Origin of the sequence: Pseudoalteromonas ardens, assembly GCF_030125445.1 — a bacterium.
In the GTDB taxonomy this organism is placed as follows: domain Bacteria; phylum Pseudomonadota; class Gammaproteobacteria; order Enterobacterales; family Alteromonadaceae; genus Pseudoalteromonas; species Pseudoalteromonas ardens.
In genome coordinates this window covers 78,678-98,771 of the sequence record NZ_JASJUV010000007.1, presented here as the reverse complement: position 1 = coordinate 98,771, position 20,094 = coordinate 78,678, and the positions used below count along the sequence as shown (strand labels likewise).

The window sequence follows — 20,094 nt, the reverse complement described above, 5'->3', positions numbered from 1 at the left end:
TAAAAAATAGAGCAAACACCTATTGGTGACACCATATAAAAGGTACACTCACATTTTATCTAAAAAGGACTAACCATGTTAAAAAAAGCAATAACCTTAGCACTTGCCCTGACAACGTTTAGCTCAGTGGCTGTAACGAATCACAATGGTGAGATAGCCAACATGAGAACCTGGGTGTCCGGTTCGAATACTTATGGAGTCTGGGTTAGTTTGAAAAGTAACCCGAGTCTTTGTCCCGGAGGCTTCTACCTGCCTCACACGTCTGACAATAAACAACTGGTTTACAGCACCTTACTCGCAGCACATATGTCTGGCAAAGCCATTATGATCCAGGCTGCAGACAGTTCCTACAAAATTGGCGATCGATGCCGTATCAACTACGTTATGCTCTAAAAATCGCCAACCCGGGTGTTTAAACTAAACACCCTCATACTTCTCGATGACCCAGAAAGAACAACCCCGTCCAAACTCATTATTCCTCCATATTTTTGCGATATACTAAACATTGGGTAAGAATAGATTAGGAAATACAATGCGCCATTTAACACGTGCCATTTTAGCGAGCGCTATGCTCACCACACTATCCGGGTGTGATCTTGGGGGGGACGATAAACTCCCTATCGTGATCCCGGTTGAACAGAGCAAAAGCAATATTGCCATTACCAAGATATCCACAGGTCCATTAGAAACACTGGAACCCAATACCGCTGTGCAGGTCTTCTATGATGTAGACATCAGTGGCTTTAAGGACATCGACGTTGATGTGCACTTCTATCTGGTGCATGCGGCTGAACTGGACACCTCTGACGGTGAAGAAGCTGAAATCGAAGAAGTCCATAAAGTAGGCGCATTGGAGTTAACTCAAGTCACTGAAGGCAGTCACAGCTTTGAAACGGAAATCACCATTCCGGATACCCTGCTGGGTGGTCATTATCACTTAATCGCACAGATTGACCCGCATGATGATCATGCCGAGGACGTTGAAGAAGACAACCACCCATCGGTTGATCACGCACCTTTCTCTGAGGGCGAGTTCCCTTTCGCTGACATTCAGGTGCGGGTACCAGAAAGCCACGATTATAAACTGCTAAACGCAGAATTTGGTCAACAAGCGTTGATCCTGGATGTACCAAATAATACCGACGGTACCAGCGAGCACCATTCTGATCTGGTCGGCTACCTGACTGCAGACTATGAAGGGGGCAATCTGGGCAGCACCGCGATTACAGCGGAAATTTTGGTAGACGGTAACTGGCAACCAACCCACTTCTGGAATACCGAAAACACCGCTTATGAGGCGCAGCTAACGCATAATTTCACTGCGGGTTTGCACGATGAGCACATTGGTTTTGACATTGCACTGGACGACGCACTGCTCACTCAGCTTTATCAGGGCTACGACGCGACTCAGGAGCAGTCTTTACAGGTTCGCTTCACGCTGACGGATTTGGCTCAGGATGCCGAAACCATCACAGACAACAATGTGATCGAAACTGAAATCCCGCTGTACTTCTTTACCGGTGACGACACGGACACCGAACAAAGTCTGGCAAAGCGTGATGCGCAATATGCAGTGGGACTAGCTAACATCAAGCTTGAGAAAGAGTTTGATAAGTCTTATGGCAACAAGTCTAAGTTCAGTGTCGGTGTTGATTTAAGCGGTCAGTTGTTTATTGTGCCAACTGGAGACCCGGGCGGTCGGATCACAGGTGAAGGCATCGTGGAAGCGTACTTCTTCAATGCTCAAAACACTTTGTTCAGTATTTCATATGACGGCAGTGCCTATATCAGCGGACAGAACACTGGCTATGCGTCTGAAATGATCATCTTCAATAACGTTGCGTTTGAAGATGAGAAATACACCACCAAATATGAAAAGTCCTGGGAAAAATCCTGGGAAGAAGAAAAAGTCCTGGCGCAGGCGCGCTTTACCATAGGTCCGGTGCCTATGAGTGTTGAAGCAGGCGTGACCGGCAGCCTGGGCTTTGAACTGACAGTAGGGTATAACGCCGAGCTTTATGCCGAGGGCGACTTGTTCCATGTTGACTTTAACGCCTTTGGTCGTGGTGGTGTGAATCTTGGCTTAGTGTCAGCCGGTATCCAGGCGATTTTGACCTTGATCGACAATACTTTTGCCATGGAGTCCAATGCGGGCTTTGCCCTGGTTTCTAACGGTAACAAAGCACCACACATTTATTATGGCATTGAGCTGAAGAACGACCTGGATGTGATTTCAGGTAAATTTGGGTTATACGCCGAGACCATTGGCGTGAAATGGTGTAAGAAATGGGGGATCCCTTATCCGTGTGGTAAGAAGACCCACCGCTACGACCTGTGGCTATACCAGACACCAAGCGTGTATAACAAATCCTGGACTTTGTACTCCAAAGAGGACGAAATCGAACTATGACCTTGTGTCGATTGACTCTGCTTGCAGCGCCCTGGGTGGCGCTGACAAGCGCACAGGTAATGGCTGACACACTCTGCCAGCCGCAATACCAGTTTGACATCAAAAGCCAAACCTCCTTTGACTACATTAAGCTGCAAAGTGCCCCGCAAACTTCTATGGTGCATTTACAGGGTAAGCTGTCGCTCAAACCGGCGCAAAAAGGAGAAGAGCACAACTGGTGGGCAATTAAAGCCGATCAGGTCGCTGCAGTTCAGGGCAAAGAACGTATGCCGCTGCCCAGTTATGAACACCCGTTTGCCTTTAAACTTACAGACAAAGGCCTGATCAGTGACTTTTACTTTGCAGGTCAGCTTGACCAGCAAACTCGGGACAAGCTGAAAGGGTTAGCTTATTATCTTCAATATCAAAGAGATATTAGTGAGGTAAGTAAAGAGCCCGACACGCTGGGCCAGTATCAACCCGCTTATCAGCAGGTCGATAAGCAGTTAAAAATGGTCAAACGACATTACAGCGACTTTGACCGCACTCAGCTGACGACCTTTAACCGTATCGACGTACTCGATTCTGCACATCTGATCACCCCTGATAGCTGCTTTTTGGTGCATCGTGAAGGCCAGGAGGCCCTGGCCCTGTCAGGCACCGATCTGCGATTTGGCTCGCAACAAAGCTATACCCTGACACAACTTAGCCAGCCTTTTAACAGTGCCTTGTACGAATTGGGCACCGATCTGACCACCTGGCAACGCACCACAGCCGAGCTCAGCGAAGCAGAAAAAGCACGTCTGGCAGCCGAGTTACAGCAGCTGCTCACTGGTCAGGATATCACTCAGATAGATGCCCATACGCTGTCTATTCTGTTGAAAAAATACGACGCTGTTATTGGCACTTTGGCGCCGTTGATGCTTTCAGGCACACTCAACGACAAAGCTCAGATGCGCCTGTTCAATGCACTGGGCCAACTAGACTCGGCCACCAGCCAACAGTTACTCAGCCAGCTGCTGCAGGCTGAGAAGCAACCACTCACTCAGTTCCGTGCGCTGCGCGCACTGACCCAGGGCAGTGCACCATTGTCACAACAAGCCACTGATATGCTGCTGGAAATGCTGGCAAATGGATTCAGCACCTTAGACTCAGAAGTCGAGTCCAGTTTCTATATGTCACTCGGCACCTTACTCAATAACCGCCGTGCATCAGATACCGCGATGCAGTTAAGCCAGGCAATCACTGAACAGATCACGCTGGGCGAAAACGAAGGTAAAACTGCCAACCTCATCACCGCTTTAGGGAATAGTCGTGATCCCCTGCATGAGCCGCTGCTCAATGCGCATCTGTCTGACAGCAGTGCCCGTATCGAGAAAGCCTCCATCCGAGCGCTGGGCATGATGCAAACCGACACGGCTTATCAGAATCTGGAACAGCACTTTTTTAACGCCCCTGCGCGCAATAAGAAGGCACTGATCAGTGCATTAGGGAATTATCAGATGAGTGCTAAAACCAGTGACACTGTGCTTAATATGGCGGTAAATGATCAGGATGATGCGATCCGTCTGGCTGCTATCAAAGCATTAGCTACTCAACAGCAAAAAGACGGGATCAAGCCAGTGTTACGCCAGGCGTTGAAAAACGAAACCTCGCGACGCAACTTTAAGGCCATCATAAAGCTGTTACACAGCAAAGAGCAACAGGCGCAATAGCGCCTTTTGTTCATCATCCCAGCCAAACCGCGATACGATGCCGCCCTACCGTGCAGGTTTTCTGACCTTTCACTTCCCAAAGCTGACTTTTGACACACCGACATATACAAGCACAGTAAGCACTTTCACAACCGTGGTTACTTATGTATACTAAAATACATTAATGAATATAATAGACATTGTGATACGCTTCGATGTCTGAGACATTTTTTAACGAAGGGAAACTGCATTATGACCAACACAAGCGCCTCTGCTCGCCGGGTATTTGAACAAAATGAGCGCTGCCCGATCCGCAATGTAGTAGCACAAATAGGCGATAAGTGGTCGATTTTAATCCTGTTTGCTTTGGTCGATGGGCCTGAACGGTTCAATGCCTTAAAATCAAGAATTCAGGGCATATCACAACGCATGCTGACACAAACCTTGCGCGATATGGAACGCGATGGCTATGTCAAACGCACCGTTTATGCAGAAGTCCCGGTTAAGGTTGAGTATGAACTCACCGAGCTGGGACGAGGGCTGGCTAAGTCGGCCTGGCAACTGGTGTCGTGGGCCGACGATCACTTTGATGAAATAACCGCAGCCCGCGCCCGTTACGATGAAGCCAGCCAGTCATGATCGTTAAGTCTGTCGCTGCCTGATCGCGGTAACCTGTTCAAAGCCAATGCCCCAGTTGTCAGTCGAGACTTCATCAATAACCACAAAGGTAGTCTCCGGGCTTTTCCCTAATACATCGACCATCAACTGGGTCGTACCTTTGATCAATGACTGCTTCTGTGCGTTTGTCACCCCTTCATCGGTGACACGAATGTGAATATAAGGCATAGCTACTCCAGGTGAGTGTGTGGTAAATCCGCATACATTTTGTTGACTATTCGCCACTGGCCCTGTTCTTTCAGCAGGCCCAGAAAGTCAACGTAAGTTAGTTCAAACAACGGGCATAACACCTTGACCATGGCCTGTTGTCCAAGCAAGTCTACCGCCAGCACCTGATAGGCAAATTCATCGCCTTTGTCCGCTGGTGAAGTGCGATGGCTGACCAGCTCTAGCCATTCATCCAGGCTGCGCCTCAAACCCGGCGCTTTGAGCCAGCAGTCAGGATCAAACAGAGGACGTAATGCCTCACTATTCCCGTCATGTAACCCCTTGAAATAACTTTGTACTATGGCCAGGATCTGACTCAGATCCGCTTTCATTTCAGCGTGCTCCATTATGCCCCCTGTGCTTGTTCAGCTTGCAGCGCTGCCACAAAGCCTGGCATGTGCTTGACTGCTTCAATCATCTGCGTCGTGCGCGGTGGGATTACGATGTCGACCTCAAATGCAGCCCCCCAGCGCGAATACACTGCCAGCAAAATATCGGCAACTGATGCGTGCTGGCCACCCAAAAATGGCTGAGATTGCAACTGAGATTCGACCTGCTGCCATAGCTGATTGATCCCCTTTGCGGCTGCTTCAAACAGCTGCTGGCGCACAGTGCCATGCTGCATAACACGCGCGATAAAAAACAACCTGGAATAGGCCGGATGCATAGTGGCATTGGCAAACAATAATTGCTCAATCGCTCGGCGGCGAACAGGTCCCGGCTCAGTAGGAAACAAATGGCTGGGATGCTTACTGGTGAGATGCAACATAATCGCAGCCCCTTCAACGAGCTTTTCGTCTCCATCAATGAGTACCGGAACCTGTTGGGCAGGATTCACGGTCGAAAAGTCACTGTGGGTATCAGCACGAATGAGCGTTACATCCTGCTCCAGCTCACGTAATACGGTGTTCACGGCAAGTGAACAGGCTTCCTGAATGTAGTAAAGGGTGTACATAGTCATTGTCCTTCTTATCGGATAATACAGACGAATTTAGCGTGCTTCGTCTGCGGTTATGTTCAATGCCTTTAGTCTATGACTTGCTCTTTGTTTGATATATAGCTACAAAAGAAACCAAGTGTTCACACACAGGAAACAGTATATGCTTAACTCAATACAATCCGTGGCCAATAAGGACAATTTATATGAACAAGCTACGTGCCATTGAGCTCTTCGTGAAATTGGCGGAAGTGGGCAGCTTTACCCAGGTTGCTGAGCAATTCAGCACATCAAAATCAATGGTCAGCAAAGAAATAAGCCGCCTTGAGGATCAACTGGGTGCACGCTTGTTACATCGCACCACCCGCAATATCCAGCTGACTCAGGTCGGTGAGGGTTATTTGCAACGTGCCAGGGATATCCTCAGTAAACTGGAAGAGGCAGAGACCTTTGTTCAGTCAACACAACAAGCGCCCAGGGGGAAGCTAAAAGTGAACTTGCCTATGGTGCTGGGGATCACCGATCTGGGGAAAATGTTTGCAGACTTTATGCAGGCTTATCCGGATATTGAGCTCGACATTCATCTTGGTGATGAGGATATTGACCTGGTTGAGCAAGGGTTTGATCTGGGTCTGCGGGCCACCAGCCGACCCATTGACAGCAATTACATCGGCCGTGAAATCACCCGGTTTGACTATCACATTTGCGCCAGCCCGACATACCTGGCGACACACCCAGACATTACTCACCCTCGCGATTTGACTCAGCATAACTGCTTTGAATACCGTTATTTTAAAGGAAAAAATATCTGGCCGCTGGCTGAAGGCGTCAAAATTACTGGCACATTAAAAGCGAACAATGTTCTGTTTATGCTGGAAGCCATTAAAGCTGGCCTGGGAATAGGTATATTGCCGGAATTTGCCTGTCGGCATGCCATTGAAGCCAAAGAAGTGGTGAGTATTCTGCCGGATAGTAAGAAACCGCAACTCACCCTGCTCGCCCTCTACCCAGCCCGTCACCATGTACCGGCCAGCGTATTGCAATGCATCCAGTTTTTACAGCACTGGTTTATACACCAGTACCCAAACAACCAGCGCATCATTTGAGTGCAGCACCACTCACCTGGATCACACCGGAATGTCGATTACCCGCAATTGCTGAGACTCATCTCCCTGCACCAGCACAGTCCCGTGCGGGTCAACAATGAGGCTGTTGCCAATGAAACGCACCCCGGTACTGCAGTCATGATCCATACCCAGGCGATTGGCGGCTATCACATAGACACCATAGTCTTTGGCCGCCTTTTGGATAACTTCCAGGCTGTCCTCCCCGCAAAAGTTAGACGGATTAAGAATGATCTGCACGCCCTGTTGTTTGAGCGCCTCCAGTCCATCTTCAAACCAGATGTCATAGCACAATAAGACACCGATTTTGACACCCTGAACGTCATACACACAGAAATCCTTACCAGGCACAAATCGTAACTGATCCGTTGATGCTAGATGCACTTTGCGGTGAATGCCAAGCACACCGTCTGGACCTGTCAGCAGTGTACTATTATAGAGTTGCCCGTCATGGCACTCAGCCAGGCCGGCAACAATGCAGGCCGACTTTTCCTGCGCCAGAGTTTGCAGCAACAACGAAGATGCCCCATGATACAAATCTTCTGCCAGCTCATTCACTTGCTGACGATCGAAGAAGATGCTGCCCGTGGTGCACAACTCAGGGAGCAACAAGAGATCAAACTCATGAGACATCATCAGCGCCTGCCTGATGGCATCGCGGTTTTGCTCAGGCTCAGCAAACGCCACGTCGAACTGAAAGAAACCCACTTTCATCACACTTCCTTACTTATCAGATCTGGTCAAACTGGCGAAACGTTAGATTAAAACGGGGACCAGCCCCTTCTGGTGCCCGAGGTACTGCATGTTGATAGCGTGACTGAAAGCCCTCGCCCATAATAAATAAGGAGCCATTTTCCAGCTCAACCGAGTGCAGCTCCTGGTGATCTTGTGTATTGCGTATCAGGAAGGTCCGTTTTGCGCCTATGCTCAAAGAGGGAATGACATTGGTGGAGCCAAACGCTGGCAAATCACAGTGAAAATCCATCCACTCCTCTCCGTCTGGATAATACAGGCACACACACACAGGAAAAACTAACCCGGTCAGCTCTGTCAGGCGCTGATGGATCTGCTCGATTAACGGAAACCAGGGTTGTTGCCTGCCGTGGAACAAGCCAAACTGCCCAGAATGGGCAAGCTCAGGCTCTAACAGATTGACTTTCCATGGTAAAATTTCAGATTCTGACCCGTCCCCCATGGTAATGGTTTCAGGCTGTGACAGGTCAAAGTGCTCTGTCAGCCACTGAAACAAAGCTTGGCTTTGCGCGTCAGTTAAAAAATCGGGGTCATAGCTCGAGTCGCATTGTAATGACAGCGTCATGGCGCATTCCTTTTGGTGTTTCAGTGTTGACTTTCACTGATCCTGCCTGTGCTGTCAATAACAGAGGATTACATCTTTTGTGATTGGCCTTTTGCACGCACGCTAGGTAGAATGTCGGCCCTTGAAATAAATGCCAGTCGCAGGTTATCCGTGTTAGTGAATTACGCTCCCCCTACCAATCCTTATCTTGATATTCTCCATCAGGACGAGCATATGCTGGTATTGAATAAACCCAGTGGCCTGCTGAGCGTACCGGGGAAAGATCCAAAACACTGGGACAGTGTGATCAGCCGGGTAAACCTTGTCTACCCAAATGCGAAAATTGTGCATCGTTTGGATATGGCTACGTCCGGAGTACTGTGCCTGGCAATGAACAAAGCCGCACATCGCTTTCTCAGCATTCAATTTCAGGACAGGCTCACTGCCAAGCGCTACATTGCGAGGGTGCATGGCCACCTGCAACAAAGCAGTGGCTCAGTGGAGCTGCCGCTGATCTGTGATTGGCCGAACCGCCCGAAACAAATGGTTTGTCATGAGACAGGCAAGCCCTCATTGACACATTTTGAGGTGCTGACGCACGAACCACACGCCACCCGGGTTAAGCTAACGCCTATCACCGGGCGTTCGCATCAGCTGCGCGTGCACATGCTCTCGCTGGGCCATCCAATTTTAGGCGATCGCCTCTACGCTCAGGGCGAGGCACTTGCTGCGGCCCCAAGACTTCAGCTTCATGCCGAGATGCTCCAGATCCGTCACCCCGACAGTGAAGACATGATGACCTTTATTGCGCCGGTGCCGTTTTAAACAAATCCAGCGCACTGGCTGTCATGGCGCGCACGCCGGTTTTAATGGTCAACGGGTAGTCCGGTGCAAATTTGCTGGAATGCAAAGACGGCAAAGACTCGCCTGAGAATTGAGCCTGTCGGTAGGCTTCTGGCTCCACACCTCCAAGCCAGAATATCGTTGCCGGTATATTTTCCGGTGTACGACCGTACAGACCAAAGTCTTCCCCCGCCATCACAGGATCTGCTTTGACGACTTGCGCATCACCCAGCTCCGTACGAATACTTTGTTCCACCCGTACTGCCAGTTCAGGCGTATTATAGGTTGACGGAATACTTTCTTCTTCATGCACATACACGATAGGAGCAAGCTCGGGGGGTAAGCCGGCACTTTGCGCGATGCCCTTCGTCATGCGTTCCAGCGCTGCAATTTGTTGCTCGCGCACCGCCGGATCATAAGAGCGCAAGGTCAGCTGAAGCTTCACTTCGTTAGAGATGATGTTGTGTTTAGAGCCACCGTGGATCGAACCCACCGTAATCACCGAAGGCTTTAAAGGTGATATCTCCCGACTGGTAATGGTTTGCGCAGCCAGCACGATACGCGATGCCAATACCACAGGGTCAATTGTGGTGTGTGGATAGGCGCCATGGCCGCCCTTACCGCGCACAGTAATGTCTACCGAGTCGACATTGGCCAGTGCATAGCCTGGCGCAATGGCCACCTGACCCGCTGGTAATGAGGCACTCACATGCAGGCCAAGTACATGATCAGGCTTAGCAAAACGGCTAAACAAACCTTCTTTAAGCATGGCTTTTGCCCCTGCCCCTACTTCTTCTGCCGGTTGTGCCACCATCATCAAGGTCCCCTGCCATTGATCACGGTTATTTGCCAGTTGCTGTGCTGTACCGATAAAGCTGGTCATGTGAATATCATGACCACACCCGTGCATCACACCCACCTCATTATTGCTGGCATCTTTTACTCTGACTTTTGAAGCATAAGACTTGCCGGTTTGCTCTACGATGGGCAGGCCATCGGTATCAGCACGGATCATCACAGTGGGTCCTTCACCATTGCGCAGCAGGGCCACAACGCCATGTCCACCAATGTTTTCGGTCACCTCAAAACCCAACTGTTTGAGCTCTTTAGCCAGGCGTTTGGCGGTTTGCGCTTCCTGATAAGACAGTTCGGGATTCTGATGCAAGTGCAAATACAGCGCTTCAAGCTCAGGCAATGCCCGGGCGACTTCAGTGTTCAGTTGATACGCCCCTGCGCTGTGACTCGCCAGCGCCAGCGATAATGCAGATAGTAGTGTTTTCATCATTGTTATTCTTACTGTTTTTTTGGATTTATCAGCTTGCGAAGAAATCGCACGAATTGCAACCACTTTGCGTTATCAGACTCAGTGTGATGTTAATAAACTACCCGATCCGGCCTTTCTTTATGCCTAACCTTTGCTAAGCTTAAAGTCTGAGCAATCATTCTCAACAAAGCCGTGAAAACGATTACTATCAACGACTTAAAACCAGGTATGTTTGTTGTTGGTGTCACCCAGCAAGCGGGCAATGTGCGGGTTAAAAGCCAGGGCTGGGTACGCACCAAAGGGGCAATTGGTGCATTACAAAAAGCTGGCGTACTGGAAGTGGAAATCGATCCAGACAAAACCCTGCAGGCCAAGCAGCAAAAGCAAGCGCAGTCGGATGAAGGCCCTCATGAGGCAGATGTTACCGTGCATGATCCGTGGCACAAAACCACCAGTGTCGAGGCCGAGCTGGATCTGGCCACCACTTTATACGAAGAAGCCAAAGGGTTGCAGGAAAAAGCCTTTGCGGATGTCAAAGCGGGTAAAGCCATCGCCGTTGACGAGTTTAAACAAACCGCGTCTGGCTTTATTGATTCCATATTTCGTAATCAGGATGCCCTGGCCTGTATTGCCCGGATCCGGGAAAAAGACAGCTATTTACTGGAACATTCACTGAATGTGTCCATTTTAATGAGCATTTTTGCCAAACACCTTGGTCTGGAACGTGACATCATAGAGCAGCTGGCCACCGGTGCCTTATTACATGATATCGGCAAAATTAAAATTTCCAGTCAGATCCTCAACAAACCCGGAAAACTCAGTGACGATGAGTACCGCTTAATGATGGAGCATGCCAGATATAGTTATGAAATTGTCGGGGAAAGTGGCTTAGGCCAGATAGCCACTGAAATTGCAGGCTTTCATCATGAACGCCTGGACGGCAGTGGCTACCCCTATGGCAAAAAAGCCGATGCGCTTTCTCAGTATGTGCGCATGGCTGCCATTGTTGACGTATACGATGCCTTAACAGCGGAGCGCGTGTATAAGGTAGGCCTGACACCGATCCGTGCCTTTCGTATTTTAAAAGACGGCACCCCCGAGCACTATGATGCCGACCTGCTGGCACACTTCATCAATTGTATTGGCGTATACCCGGTCGGCACCCTGGTAAAACTGAAAAGTGAACGCATTGGCATTGTTGCCTCAAGCAACCCGCAAGAGCCGCTCAAGCCAGTAGTGAAAGTGTTTTACCATGCTAAAAATATGCTTTATACCGAAGTAAAAGACATAGACCTGGCTGATAAGCGGGTGACTGATGAACTGGAAGCGGCGATAAAACCGGAAGAGTTCAGCATTGACCTGATCCGATTTTTCCGCCACACCATGATGCCCTGAGTGGTAACTACTCTGCGGGCCAATCCTGCATGGCCTGCAGCGTAAACTCTATGCCATCAAAGTCAAACATGGCCTGCTCCGGTGTGATCTCCACCAGTTGCAGCGCTCCCATGTTATCGCCTTCATATAACTCACGGTTATTCAGCTTGATCCAGCGCTTTTCAGCATCGGTGGCATAAATGTGTGCCTGATAACGTAACCTTGGCAAACTATTTTGTAGCTGCACAGGCAACAACTCGACCGGCGTCGCACGTGCCGACCCTCTGGTGCTGGATAACACCTCAGAGGCAATCTGTTCAGACTGCGGTGCGGTGTCTTCTACTGCCTGTTCAAACGCTTTTTTCAGCTCATCCGGTACACCAGCCAGTGCCTGAGCTTCCTGACGCTCCGCTTCTTGACGGGCCGCGTTCGCACGGGCTTGCTCCAGGGGGACCCCAAGCACCCGATAGCCACTCAGATCTTCCAACGGTTGTTGCACTGGTTGCCCCTGATTGGCCGTGAACATCGCGGCATTATTGGGCTGATAAGCCTGCTGTGTCGCCGCATACTGATTCCCGACAGGCTGCTGCACAATCTGGCCATTGGCTGAAACGGGAACCAACTGCTGTGAATACACCGGCTGTCCCTGAGAATCAAAGCCCACCTGAACAGACATCCACTGATAGTGGATCTGGCGCTGTGCGCTATGCATCACAGGGTTAGTAGCCTGATTGACCGGCTGACTGATAATTTGTCCGGGCTGCATTACAACCTGGTTGCTAACTGGCACCTGAGTCACCGGTGCAGGTGTCATGACAGGCACTGCCGCCTGAGTTTGTGTTGTCTGAGCCGATGGACTGCTTTGCGGATTGGCTTGCTTATCCTCAACCGCCACACTTGCATCACCACCTTCATCTGCGGTACTTGCCTGCACTTCAGTTTGGGGAGCGCTCTGAACCGCTTCTCCCACAAAGTAACCTGCACTTAACGAGCACACACTGATCAGCGCCCCACCCAAAGTAAGGCTTAAACGGCGATAAAAGCGGACCTGTTGCTCATGACGTGATTGTTGATAATCCTGCTCAGAGTCGATTTGTTGAGATTGTTTTAATGCATTGATTAGGTACGACATATCACACCACTAAAAAATATAAGAAAGACCGATGCCACAAATAAACATGGCAGCTACCCAACCAGACACCAGCACCGGCATATTCACCGACTTCTTACTGGACTGTGGCACCAGATCCAACGGCAGGGCCTCTTTGGCAGCCTGCACTGCAATCGCTTTGGTGACCAGTTGCTGTTGTGCGGAATACGCTCCCAGTAAACAGCGGTCTGCCAGTAAGTTAATCAACCTTGGGATCCCGGCAGTAACCTGATGCATGTAGGCAATGGCCTGAGGCTCAAACAGGCTGGTCTGACAGCCAGCCTTATTAAGGCGATGCTTCACGTAAGCAAAGACCTGAGATTCCGTCAGCGGTAATAAGTGATAGCGTGCCGTAATCCGTTGTGCCAGCTGACGCAATTCATTGCGCTTCAGTAGCTGCTGTAATTCCGGCTGGCCCACCAGCACAATCTGCAACAGTTTTTTATGGTCGGTCTCCAGATTAGTAAGTAATCGCAACTGCTCCAGCACCTCTGCGGCCAGGTGTTGCGCTTCATCAATGATCAGCATGGTGTGACCACCCTGATGATGGTTATCCAGCAACCGCGCCTTAATCACATCGGTGAGAGATTTGAGGGTGGCATTATCCGCGTCATAGTCAATATTCAGCTCGTCACAGATGCTTGCCAGCAATTCCATTTCCGACAAAGCCGGATTCAGAATAAATGCTACCTGCGTGGAATCAGGCAATTGCGCCAGCATGCTGCGAGTTACGGTTGTTTTACCTGTGCCAACTTCGCCGGTCAGCAGCACAAAGCCACCGGCATCACCCAGGCCATAAGTCAGATGAGCAAGCGCTTCCTTATGGCGTTCGCTTAAGAACAAAAACTCCGGGTTTGGTGCTATCGAAAACGGCTTTTCGGTCAGACCAAAATAACGTAAATACACGGCTCGTCTCTTTCTTGTTAGAATGGGGCCTATAATGGCAAAAAAACAGCACAAGTGAAAACCTTGTTTGCATTTTCAATACGGAATTTACCATGAAAATTTACCTGGTCGGCGGCGCAGTACGCGATGAACTCCTCGGACGCCCTATTCTGGAACGCGATTACGTGGTCGTTGGCAGCACACCTGAGCAAATGGAAGCGCTTGGTTATCAGCAGGTTGGCAAAGATTTCCCGGTGTTTTTACACCCTGAGAGTAAAGATGAACACGCACTCGCCCGAACTGAACGAAAGCAAGGTCAGGGCTATACCGGGTTTATCTGTGATTTCGCACCCAACATTACGCTGGAAGAAGATTTAATGCGTCGCGACCTCACAGTCAATGCCATTGCCCGGGATCAGGACGGCAGTCTGATTGACCCATACCAAGGCCAGCAAGACTTGGAAGCTCGGGTGCTACGCCATGTCAGTGATGCATTTGGAGAGGATCCGTTGCGGGTATTACGGGTTGCCCGCTTCGCCGCCCGCTACCATCACCTGGGTTTCACTATTGCCCCTGAAACACAGGCGCTGATGCAGCGCATGGTGGATGATGGCGAACTGGCGACACTCACCAAAGAGCGAGTGTGGCAGGAAATTGAAAAATCACTCAAAGACGGTGCCATTGACGTTTTTTCTGAGGTACTGGCCAGCCTCAACGCACTCCCCCTGGTAATGCCATGGCTGAACGAGTGGACAAGTGCCGACGGCCAATGCCTCAAAGCCCGCCTCGCTCAGCTTGATCCACAAGATAATGACTTCCTGCTGATGAGTTTTGCCTTATGGCAATGCCAGGCGCAACTGGATGATTACAACCTGGAGCAGGACTTTAAGGTCCCTAAAGCTTACTGCGAGGCCCTGCGCGACCTGCAGGCGGCATTACCGGTGTTGCAAGGTACCCAGTGGCAGCCACAAACGATAATGCAGATTTTTAACCTGCTGGATGCCTCACGCCGCCCACAGCGACTGACTTTGCTCTGCAAAGCCGCCAGAACGTTCAGTGATGAGCTGGCTAGTCGTTGCGATACGCTAACACACGCACTTTCTCTTGCTGCAAATGTAAAAGCACAAGATGTCATTGCATTAGGCTTTAAGGGTCCACAAATTAAAACCGAAATGGACAAGTTAAAAATACAGGCCATGCAAGCTTTGTTTGACTGACAACAATCTTATCCACTGCAAGAAGCTAACCTCCTGCGTCCTTTGTACAGTCATAACTCCCGGCCTTCGTTATGACTGTACACGACTCCTTCTCTTAATATCGCCCCTGTGCCGTCACCACAATCAGTGACGGCCCAGCTGACAAGTAACCTAAAACGATTAGACTTAGGCAAAGCTATGCAGGTCATTGATATAAATACTTTTAAAATAAAAGAGCCTAAATTCAGCTTAACATCAAGATAACGTCATGCCTTTTATCTCAGTCTGGATACAGTGTGATTTCAGCACATCTGCTGTCGTAACCAAGCACCAGAACATCAAGAGGAATTCGCATGATAAAACGCGCCCTGACACTATCACTGTTACTGCTGTCTTTTAATCTGCTGGCCAGTATGAAAACAGTGCCCTATGAAATACCGCGCACTCAGGTTGTGCCGCTGACTCAAACTGATACTCACCACCAATATCAACTCATCATCCAGCTTCCGGAAAATTACACAGCGGAAAAACACCATCCCGTACTGTATTACACCGATGCCGCCTGGCACATCGAAATGCTGGCATCTGCCGCCTATTTTCTAATGGAAGACGCCATTCTGGTCGGAATTTCCTGGCAAACCAATATGCCAGCTCTCCTGATGAAAGAAGAGGGAGCCCATGTCAGCCGCTTTAGAGATTACTCCTTTGCACCGTCGAGCAACCCCGAAAATCAGGCAAAATACCAGTTTGGCGGGGCCAAGGCACATATCGACTTTATCCGCAGTCAGGTCAAGCCCTACATTGAACAACACTATCGCGTTAAACCCGACAGCGACAGTTACTTTGGGTACTCTATGGGTGGGCTATTTGGCGCTTACACACTCCTGACACAGCCCGATACCTTTGATAATTACCTGCTGGGCAGCCCTTCAGTATGGCGGCTGGCGCAACTCATCAACACCCGCACTAAAGCCTTGAACAAAGCGAAAGCCAATGTTTATCTGTCTCACGGCACGGAGGAAGCCAAACTGAGCCCGCACATTAATGACTTTTATCAGTTTTTGAATCAGCAGAATAACCCTTCGATGCATGTGGAACTGGCCGTCATAGATGGTACGCACCAAACTGCCGCGCCTTTGACCGGTGTCCGTGCCGTCAAATGGCTATCAGAGCGCACTGCCGCAGGAGTATCGCTATGAAATCCAATGCATTCATACTCGCCAGCATGCTGTTTGCGAGCGGCCAATCTCACGCAGAAGCGGAATTCGCCCCCGTCACGGGGCCTCTGATGGGCCAGACACCACCCGGCATGGTTGCCGAGCCCTTTGCGCCGGGTCTGATCTCCAAAGGTGACTGGGAACTTGAAGGGGTATTTGCACCGGGCATGCAGGAATTTTACTTTACCCTTGACCGGGGCGTCTATGCGGGTCCTGAAAAAACGGGCTTTCGTCCAACCGTGATTGGCTTCAGGCAGCAAAACAACCAGTGGGTCAAGTTCACTGAGTTTTTACGCACCGGCGAGGTCAGCTTCTCACCCGATGGTCAGCGTATGCATATGGCGGAAGACTACCGGGATCGTCAGGACAGCGGCTGGTCAGAGCCTCAAAGTCTGGGCCCGATGTTTGACCGTGAAGACTGGGGCATTATGCGCTTGTCCGCTTCCAGCAAAGGCACTTATGTCTTTGATGATTATAAAAGCAAGGTAGTGCGCATTTCTGAGCGAGTGAACGGTCAGCGACAAGCGCCGCGGGTCATGAACAAAGTGGTTAACTCAGGTGAAATGACCGCCCACCCTTTTATTGCCCCCGATGAGAGCTACCTGATCTGGGACAGTGTACGCAAAGACGGCTTTGGAGACTCCGACCTCTATATCAGCTTTAAACAAAAAGACGGTAGCTGGGGGCGCGCAATCAACATGGGCCCTGCCGTCAACTCAGATAAATGGGATGCCTATGCCACTGTCACACCTGATGGTAAATATCTGTTATTTAACCGCGGTGTTAGTGACGACAACAAGAATGTTGATATCTACTGGGTGGATGCCAGCATCATTGACACCCTCAGAACACGACAGTAAATAGCACATGCGCCGTTATCACCGTATCAAACCCAGTGACACGCGTGATAACGCGCCTTTTGTCAGGCTCAGCAGCAGGTAGGCACTCCAGTGCAATGGCTTGGCACGTGCTACCGGGTTGGCCAGCAAGCGCAGTGCATGGCCATACAAACGGTGCCTGATATTACGCTTAGCCAAGTCACAGATGTGCGTAGCAACGTATTTATGCGCCATGGCTATGTGCGTGACTTCGCCATTTTTAACGGCTGTCAGCAAACGCTCTGCAAAAGGACACAGCTGCGTCGGTGGCGCTTTATCGCAAGCACTGCCTGGCGCTCCGAGAAAATAAAAACTCTCAATGGCCGGAGAGTACGCAATGCGCGACTTCAAGGCTGCCTGGACATAAAAGCTCTGATCTTCACCCATCCATTCCCCCACCGGGAAGCCACCTAATTGATTAAAAGCGCCCTTCTCAACCACCAGACTCGACATGGTAAAAGGCAAGTCCCCATTGGCCGCAACCTCAAAATAATTGTCCATCTCATACCCTTCTGGCGTCCAGTCGGTCAGAGCGATTTTGGCGTCAATGTATTCACCATTGTCGAGCACTTTCTGATAGCGAGAGGCGAACAGTCCGGCCGCAGGAAAACGTTGGATCAATTCTGCCATGCGTGCCAGAAAGAACGGACTCCAGGTGTCGTCGGCATCAAGAAACGCCACATAATCTGAAGAGGCCACTTTCACGCCATTATTGCGTGCGACAGAGACGCCCTGATTGGCCTGACGTACCAGTCGCAGGTTGGGCAGACCCAGATCAATCACTTTTTGTGGGCTATCATCGGTAGAGCCATCGTCCACCACTATGATTTCCGCAGCCTGATAATGCTGTGCATGAACACTTTGCAGTGCCCGGACGATGCACTCGCTCTTATTGTACAGTGGAATAACGACTGTGAATTGAATAGTGTTCATAGTTTTCGCTCCAGTTAGAAAGAGATAAAGTGATTGCCTGGTTAAGGGCCAGACTGGGGGCATCGAAACCGCGCTCCAGGCCGCGATACATCACCCGAAATAAGGTATCCGGACTAAATTCATTGGCATCAAACGCATACTGTGTCGGCAAGCCAATTTGTTCACACCACTGTGTACATTTGGCGTGATATTGCAGGCTGATAAACGGCGTTTGTGTCATATAGGCGTATATTTGCGCATGCAGTCGCATACCTATCATCACCCGGAACATCGCCATACACTGCAAGATACTGGCAGGGTTCGGCACATAGCTGACCCGTTTCACATTCACATACTCTGGCAGGCGAGCAACTATTTTATCGTGAATGGCTCTGTCGCTGCCTTTTGTTTGATCATTCAAATCAACCAGGTAAATGTCTTCGTTAGTAAAGCTCCACACAGTCGTAATAAGGTCAACCGCTTTCGCTATACGACGCAACTCGTTGTGCTCATTCACATTGCCAAACGCATCGATAGATTGTGGGCAAAAATTAAATGCAATCCCCTGACGCTTAACCGGATTCAATTTACCTTGCAGGTGATGCAGTAAAGAAGGCGCAAGGTCAAACGTGTGCTTCAGGTTCGCATGAGGCGCCAGTGCCTCGGCAATGTCATAGCTTTGTTTGTCACGTAAGGTAACCAGCCCACATTCGTACAGAAACTTTTTACACTGGTTTTCATCATCCAGGGTTTTGAATGGCTCAATACCAACGCCCAGTGCCATGGACTGCTTACGACCACTCAGTGCCATCATATGACGTTTAAGCGCAATGTCGCGGCTACTATGTAGCACAGAGCCACCACCAAAAATAACGTGCTGTGCCCCATACGCATGACGGTAATGCCATAACCGCTGGTGACCACGAAACAGCAGTGGCTGCTGTCCAACGCAGCCAATCTGATTCACCAGTGCGTCATCGTCAGGCGCGCTGACAGTGATCTGTTCACTGCCCAGAAAATGCCGGGCTCCCATTGCTGATGCCAGCATGAGCGCATCGTCACCGCTGTTGCGCATGCCGTAGTAGCCGACAATATATGCTTTGTTTTTTGCTGCCATTGTGCTGCCTCGTTAAGTTAATATACTTAGGTATAGCAGCTCTCGTGCCAGAATTTAAATCATTGTTTTTAAATGATTTATTGTAAACTTAAGCAGATTGCGAATGCTTAATTTGCAAAAGGCGATGCGTTGTCTGAAGTGAATTACCAAAATAAAAAAGCGGGTTTGCAAAAAGAAAGCCACCGACTAAGCGGTGGCTCTACATGAAAAGACAGGTGTGATCCACAATGTGCTCCCTCAATGAATTTAGTAGGCTCCTTTGGCACCAATGACGCAAGGAATGGTCTTAAGCAAAATGGTGACATCATTCAGCGCACTTTGCTCACTGATATAGCGCTTGTCCAGTTGTACCTGCTGTGCAAAAGTCGTGTCGGCGCGGCCGGTGACCTGCCATAAGCCAGTCAGTCCCTGCTCACTGTTAAGGCGACCTAACTCATGTGGCTGGTATGCGTGTACTTCTTTTTCCAGCGCTGGGCGCGGACCTATTAGCAACATATCTCCCCGTACCACATTCATCAGCTGGGGTAACTCGTCGATTGAGTACTTACGGATAAAAGCGCCAATACGGGTAATACGCGGATCATTGCGATATTTAGCGCACACACCTTCACGGTCGCTTTGTGCCGGGTCCGGATTACGAAAACGCGGATCCTCTGGCATGTACATAGAACGAAACTTATACATAGTAAAACGGCGGCCCAGTTTACCGACCCGAACCTGCTTATATACACATGGGCCCTGACTTTCCAACTTGATCAGCGCTATAAGCACCAATAAAAATGGGCTGAGTAACAGTAATCCGGTGATCGCAGCCAGGCGCTGTAAACAGGCTGGAATACCATGGTGACGACCATCTGTTTTGGTTTGCTCAGAAGTAGATGATGACATTGTATTGTACTGAGTTGCTGTGGTTTTTTTGATGCTATACATGA

Annotated in this window: 21 protein-coding genes; 10 read left to right on the top strand and 11 right to left on the bottom strand. The window is 49.8% G+C overall.

The annotated features are described in order from the left end of the window. Window positions 1-75: 75 nt before the first annotated feature. From QNM19_RS19030 to QNM19_RS19015, 4 genes are all read left to right on the top strand, one after another. The gene (locus QNM19_RS19030; protein ID WP_284027095.1) at window positions 76-393 is read left to right on the top strand and encodes a hypothetical protein; all 318 of its coding nucleotides are present in this window, start codon (window positions 76-78) and stop codon (window positions 391-393) included. Between the two features lie 139 nt (window positions 394-532). Then, entirely contained in the window at window positions 533-2,410 is a 1,878-nt protein-coding gene (locus tag QNM19_RS19025; protein ID WP_049865479.1) for a hypothetical protein, read from the top strand. After that, window positions 2,407-4,104: a HEAT repeat domain-containing protein gene (locus QNM19_RS19020; RefSeq protein WP_049865478.1), complete on the top strand. Its 1,698-nt coding sequence runs from the start codon at window positions 2,407-2,409 to the stop codon at window positions 4,102-4,104. Before QNM19_RS19025 ends, QNM19_RS19020 begins: the two co-directional genes overlap by 4 nt. A 231-nt stretch (window positions 4,105-4,335) precedes the next feature. Beyond that, window positions 4,336-4,722: a winged helix-turn-helix transcriptional regulator gene (locus QNM19_RS19015; RefSeq protein ID WP_049865477.1), complete on the top strand. Its 387-nt coding sequence runs from the start codon at window positions 4,336-4,338 to the stop codon at window positions 4,720-4,722. A 3-nt stretch (window positions 4,723-4,725) separates the two neighbouring features. On the opposite strand, the gene QNM19_RS19010 is transcribed toward QNM19_RS19015, so the two are convergent. Genes QNM19_RS19010 through QNM19_RS19000 form a run of 3 tightly spaced genes read right to left on the bottom strand, consistent with a single transcriptional unit; the run spans window position 4,726 to window position 5,923 of the window. Further along, on the bottom strand, window positions 4,726-4,929 hold the full coding sequence (locus QNM19_RS19010) for a tautomerase family protein (RefSeq protein ID WP_049865476.1): 204 nt from the start codon (window positions 4,927-4,929) through the stop codon (window positions 4,726-4,728). Window positions 4,930-4,931: 2 nt separating this feature from the next. Further along, window positions 4,932-5,315: a nuclear transport factor 2 family protein gene (locus tag QNM19_RS19005; protein ID WP_049865475.1), complete on the bottom strand. Its 384-nt coding sequence runs from the start codon at window positions 5,313-5,315 to the stop codon at window positions 4,932-4,934. Then, window positions 5,315-5,923 (bottom strand): glutathione S-transferase family protein, encoded by a 609-nt coding sequence (locus QNM19_RS19000; RefSeq protein ID WP_284027094.1) that lies wholly within the window; start codon window positions 5,921-5,923, stop codon window positions 5,315-5,317. The genes QNM19_RS19005 and QNM19_RS19000 overlap by 1 nt, the downstream gene beginning before the upstream one ends. A 188-nt stretch (window positions 5,924-6,111) precedes the next feature. On the opposite strand from QNM19_RS19000, the gene QNM19_RS18995 reads away from it, so the two are divergent. Continuing rightward, window positions 6,112-7,011, top strand: a complete 900-nt coding sequence (locus QNM19_RS18995; RefSeq protein ID WP_284027093.1) for a LysR family transcriptional regulator — start codon at window positions 6,112-6,114, stop codon at window positions 7,009-7,011. A 21-nt stretch (window positions 7,012-7,032) separates the two neighbouring features. On the opposite strand, the gene QNM19_RS18990 is transcribed toward QNM19_RS18995, so the two are convergent. Then, a complete protein-coding gene (locus QNM19_RS18990; protein WP_049865474.1) occupies window positions 7,033-7,743 on the bottom strand; it encodes a nitrilase-related carbon-nitrogen hydrolase in 711 nt (236 codons plus the stop codon). Between the two features lie 16 nt (window positions 7,744-7,759). Then, entirely contained in the window at window positions 7,760-8,347 is a 588-nt protein-coding gene (locus tag QNM19_RS18985) for an alpha-ketoglutarate-dependent dioxygenase AlkB (protein WP_049865473.1), read from the bottom strand. A 150-nt stretch (window positions 8,348-8,497) separates the two neighbouring features. Here QNM19_RS18985 and rluA point away from each other — a divergent pair, with 150 nt between their 5' ends. After that, the gene (rluA, locus tag QNM19_RS18980; protein WP_284027092.1) at window positions 8,498-9,151 is read left to right on the top strand and encodes a bifunctional tRNA pseudouridine(32) synthase/23S rRNA pseudouridine(746) synthase RluA; all 654 of its coding nucleotides are present in this window, start codon (window positions 8,498-8,500) and stop codon (window positions 9,149-9,151) included. Here the strand turns inward: rluA and QNM19_RS18975 are convergent. Beyond that, a complete protein-coding gene (locus QNM19_RS18975) occupies window positions 9,129-10,454 on the bottom strand; it encodes a M20 metallopeptidase family protein (protein WP_049865472.1) in 1,326 nt (441 codons plus the stop codon). The genes rluA and QNM19_RS18975 overlap by 23 nt on opposite strands. Before the next feature lie 171 nt (window positions 10,455-10,625). Between QNM19_RS18975 and QNM19_RS18970 the strand changes: the two genes are divergently transcribed. Further along, window positions 10,626-11,828, top strand: a complete 1,203-nt coding sequence (locus QNM19_RS18970) for an HD-GYP domain-containing protein (RefSeq protein WP_284027091.1) — start codon at window positions 10,626-10,628, stop codon at window positions 11,826-11,828. Between the two features lie 7 nt (window positions 11,829-11,835). Here QNM19_RS18970 and QNM19_RS18965 read toward each other — a convergent pair whose 3' ends face one another. Next, complete coding sequence (locus QNM19_RS18965; RefSeq protein ID WP_284027090.1) at window positions 11,836-12,939, bottom strand: general secretion pathway protein GspB; 1,104 nt, start codon at window positions 12,937-12,939, stop codon at window positions 11,836-11,838. Window positions 12,940-12,948: 9 nt separating this feature from the next. Then, complete coding sequence (locus QNM19_RS18960; RefSeq protein WP_010384127.1) at window positions 12,949-13,863, bottom strand: ExeA family protein; 915 nt, start codon at window positions 13,861-13,863, stop codon at window positions 12,949-12,951. Between the two features lie 92 nt (window positions 13,864-13,955). Here QNM19_RS18960 and QNM19_RS18955 point away from each other — a divergent pair, with 92 nt between their 5' ends. From QNM19_RS18955 to QNM19_RS18945, 3 genes are all read left to right on the top strand, one after another. Beyond that, window positions 13,956-15,059 carry a tRNA nucleotidyltransferase gene (locus QNM19_RS18955; RefSeq protein ID WP_284027089.1) on the top strand — a complete coding sequence of 368 codons (1,104 nt, stop codon included), beginning with the start codon at window positions 13,956-13,958 and terminating at the stop codon, window positions 15,057-15,059. A 332-nt stretch (window positions 15,060-15,391) separates the two neighbouring features. After that, the gene (locus QNM19_RS18950; protein ID WP_082225377.1) at window positions 15,392-16,237 is read left to right on the top strand and encodes an alpha/beta hydrolase; all 846 of its coding nucleotides are present in this window, start codon (window positions 15,392-15,394) and stop codon (window positions 16,235-16,237) included. Next, window positions 16,234-17,115, top strand: a complete 882-nt coding sequence (locus QNM19_RS18945) for a TolB-like translocation protein (RefSeq protein ID WP_049863817.1) — start codon at window positions 16,234-16,236, stop codon at window positions 17,113-17,115. Before QNM19_RS18950 ends, QNM19_RS18945 begins: the two co-directional genes overlap by 4 nt. An 18-nt stretch (window positions 17,116-17,133) precedes the next feature. Here the strand turns inward: QNM19_RS18945 and QNM19_RS18940 are convergent, their stop codons facing one another. The 3 genes from QNM19_RS18940 to QNM19_RS18930 form a co-directional block, all read right to left on the bottom strand. Then, a complete protein-coding gene (locus tag QNM19_RS18940; protein ID WP_049863816.1) occupies window positions 17,134-18,066 on the bottom strand; it encodes a glycosyltransferase family 2 protein in 933 nt (310 codons plus the stop codon). Continuing rightward, the gene (locus tag QNM19_RS18935) at window positions 18,023-19,162 is read right to left on the bottom strand and encodes a polysaccharide pyruvyl transferase family protein (RefSeq protein WP_049863815.1); all 1,140 of its coding nucleotides are present in this window, start codon (window positions 19,160-19,162) and stop codon (window positions 18,023-18,025) included. The genes QNM19_RS18940 and QNM19_RS18935 overlap by 44 nt, the downstream gene beginning before the upstream one ends. 246 nt (window positions 19,163-19,408) lie before the next feature. After that, entirely contained in the window at window positions 19,409-20,092 is a 684-nt protein-coding gene (locus QNM19_RS18930; RefSeq protein WP_049863814.1) for a sugar transferase, read from the bottom strand. Window positions 20,093-20,094 lie beyond the last annotated feature (2 nt).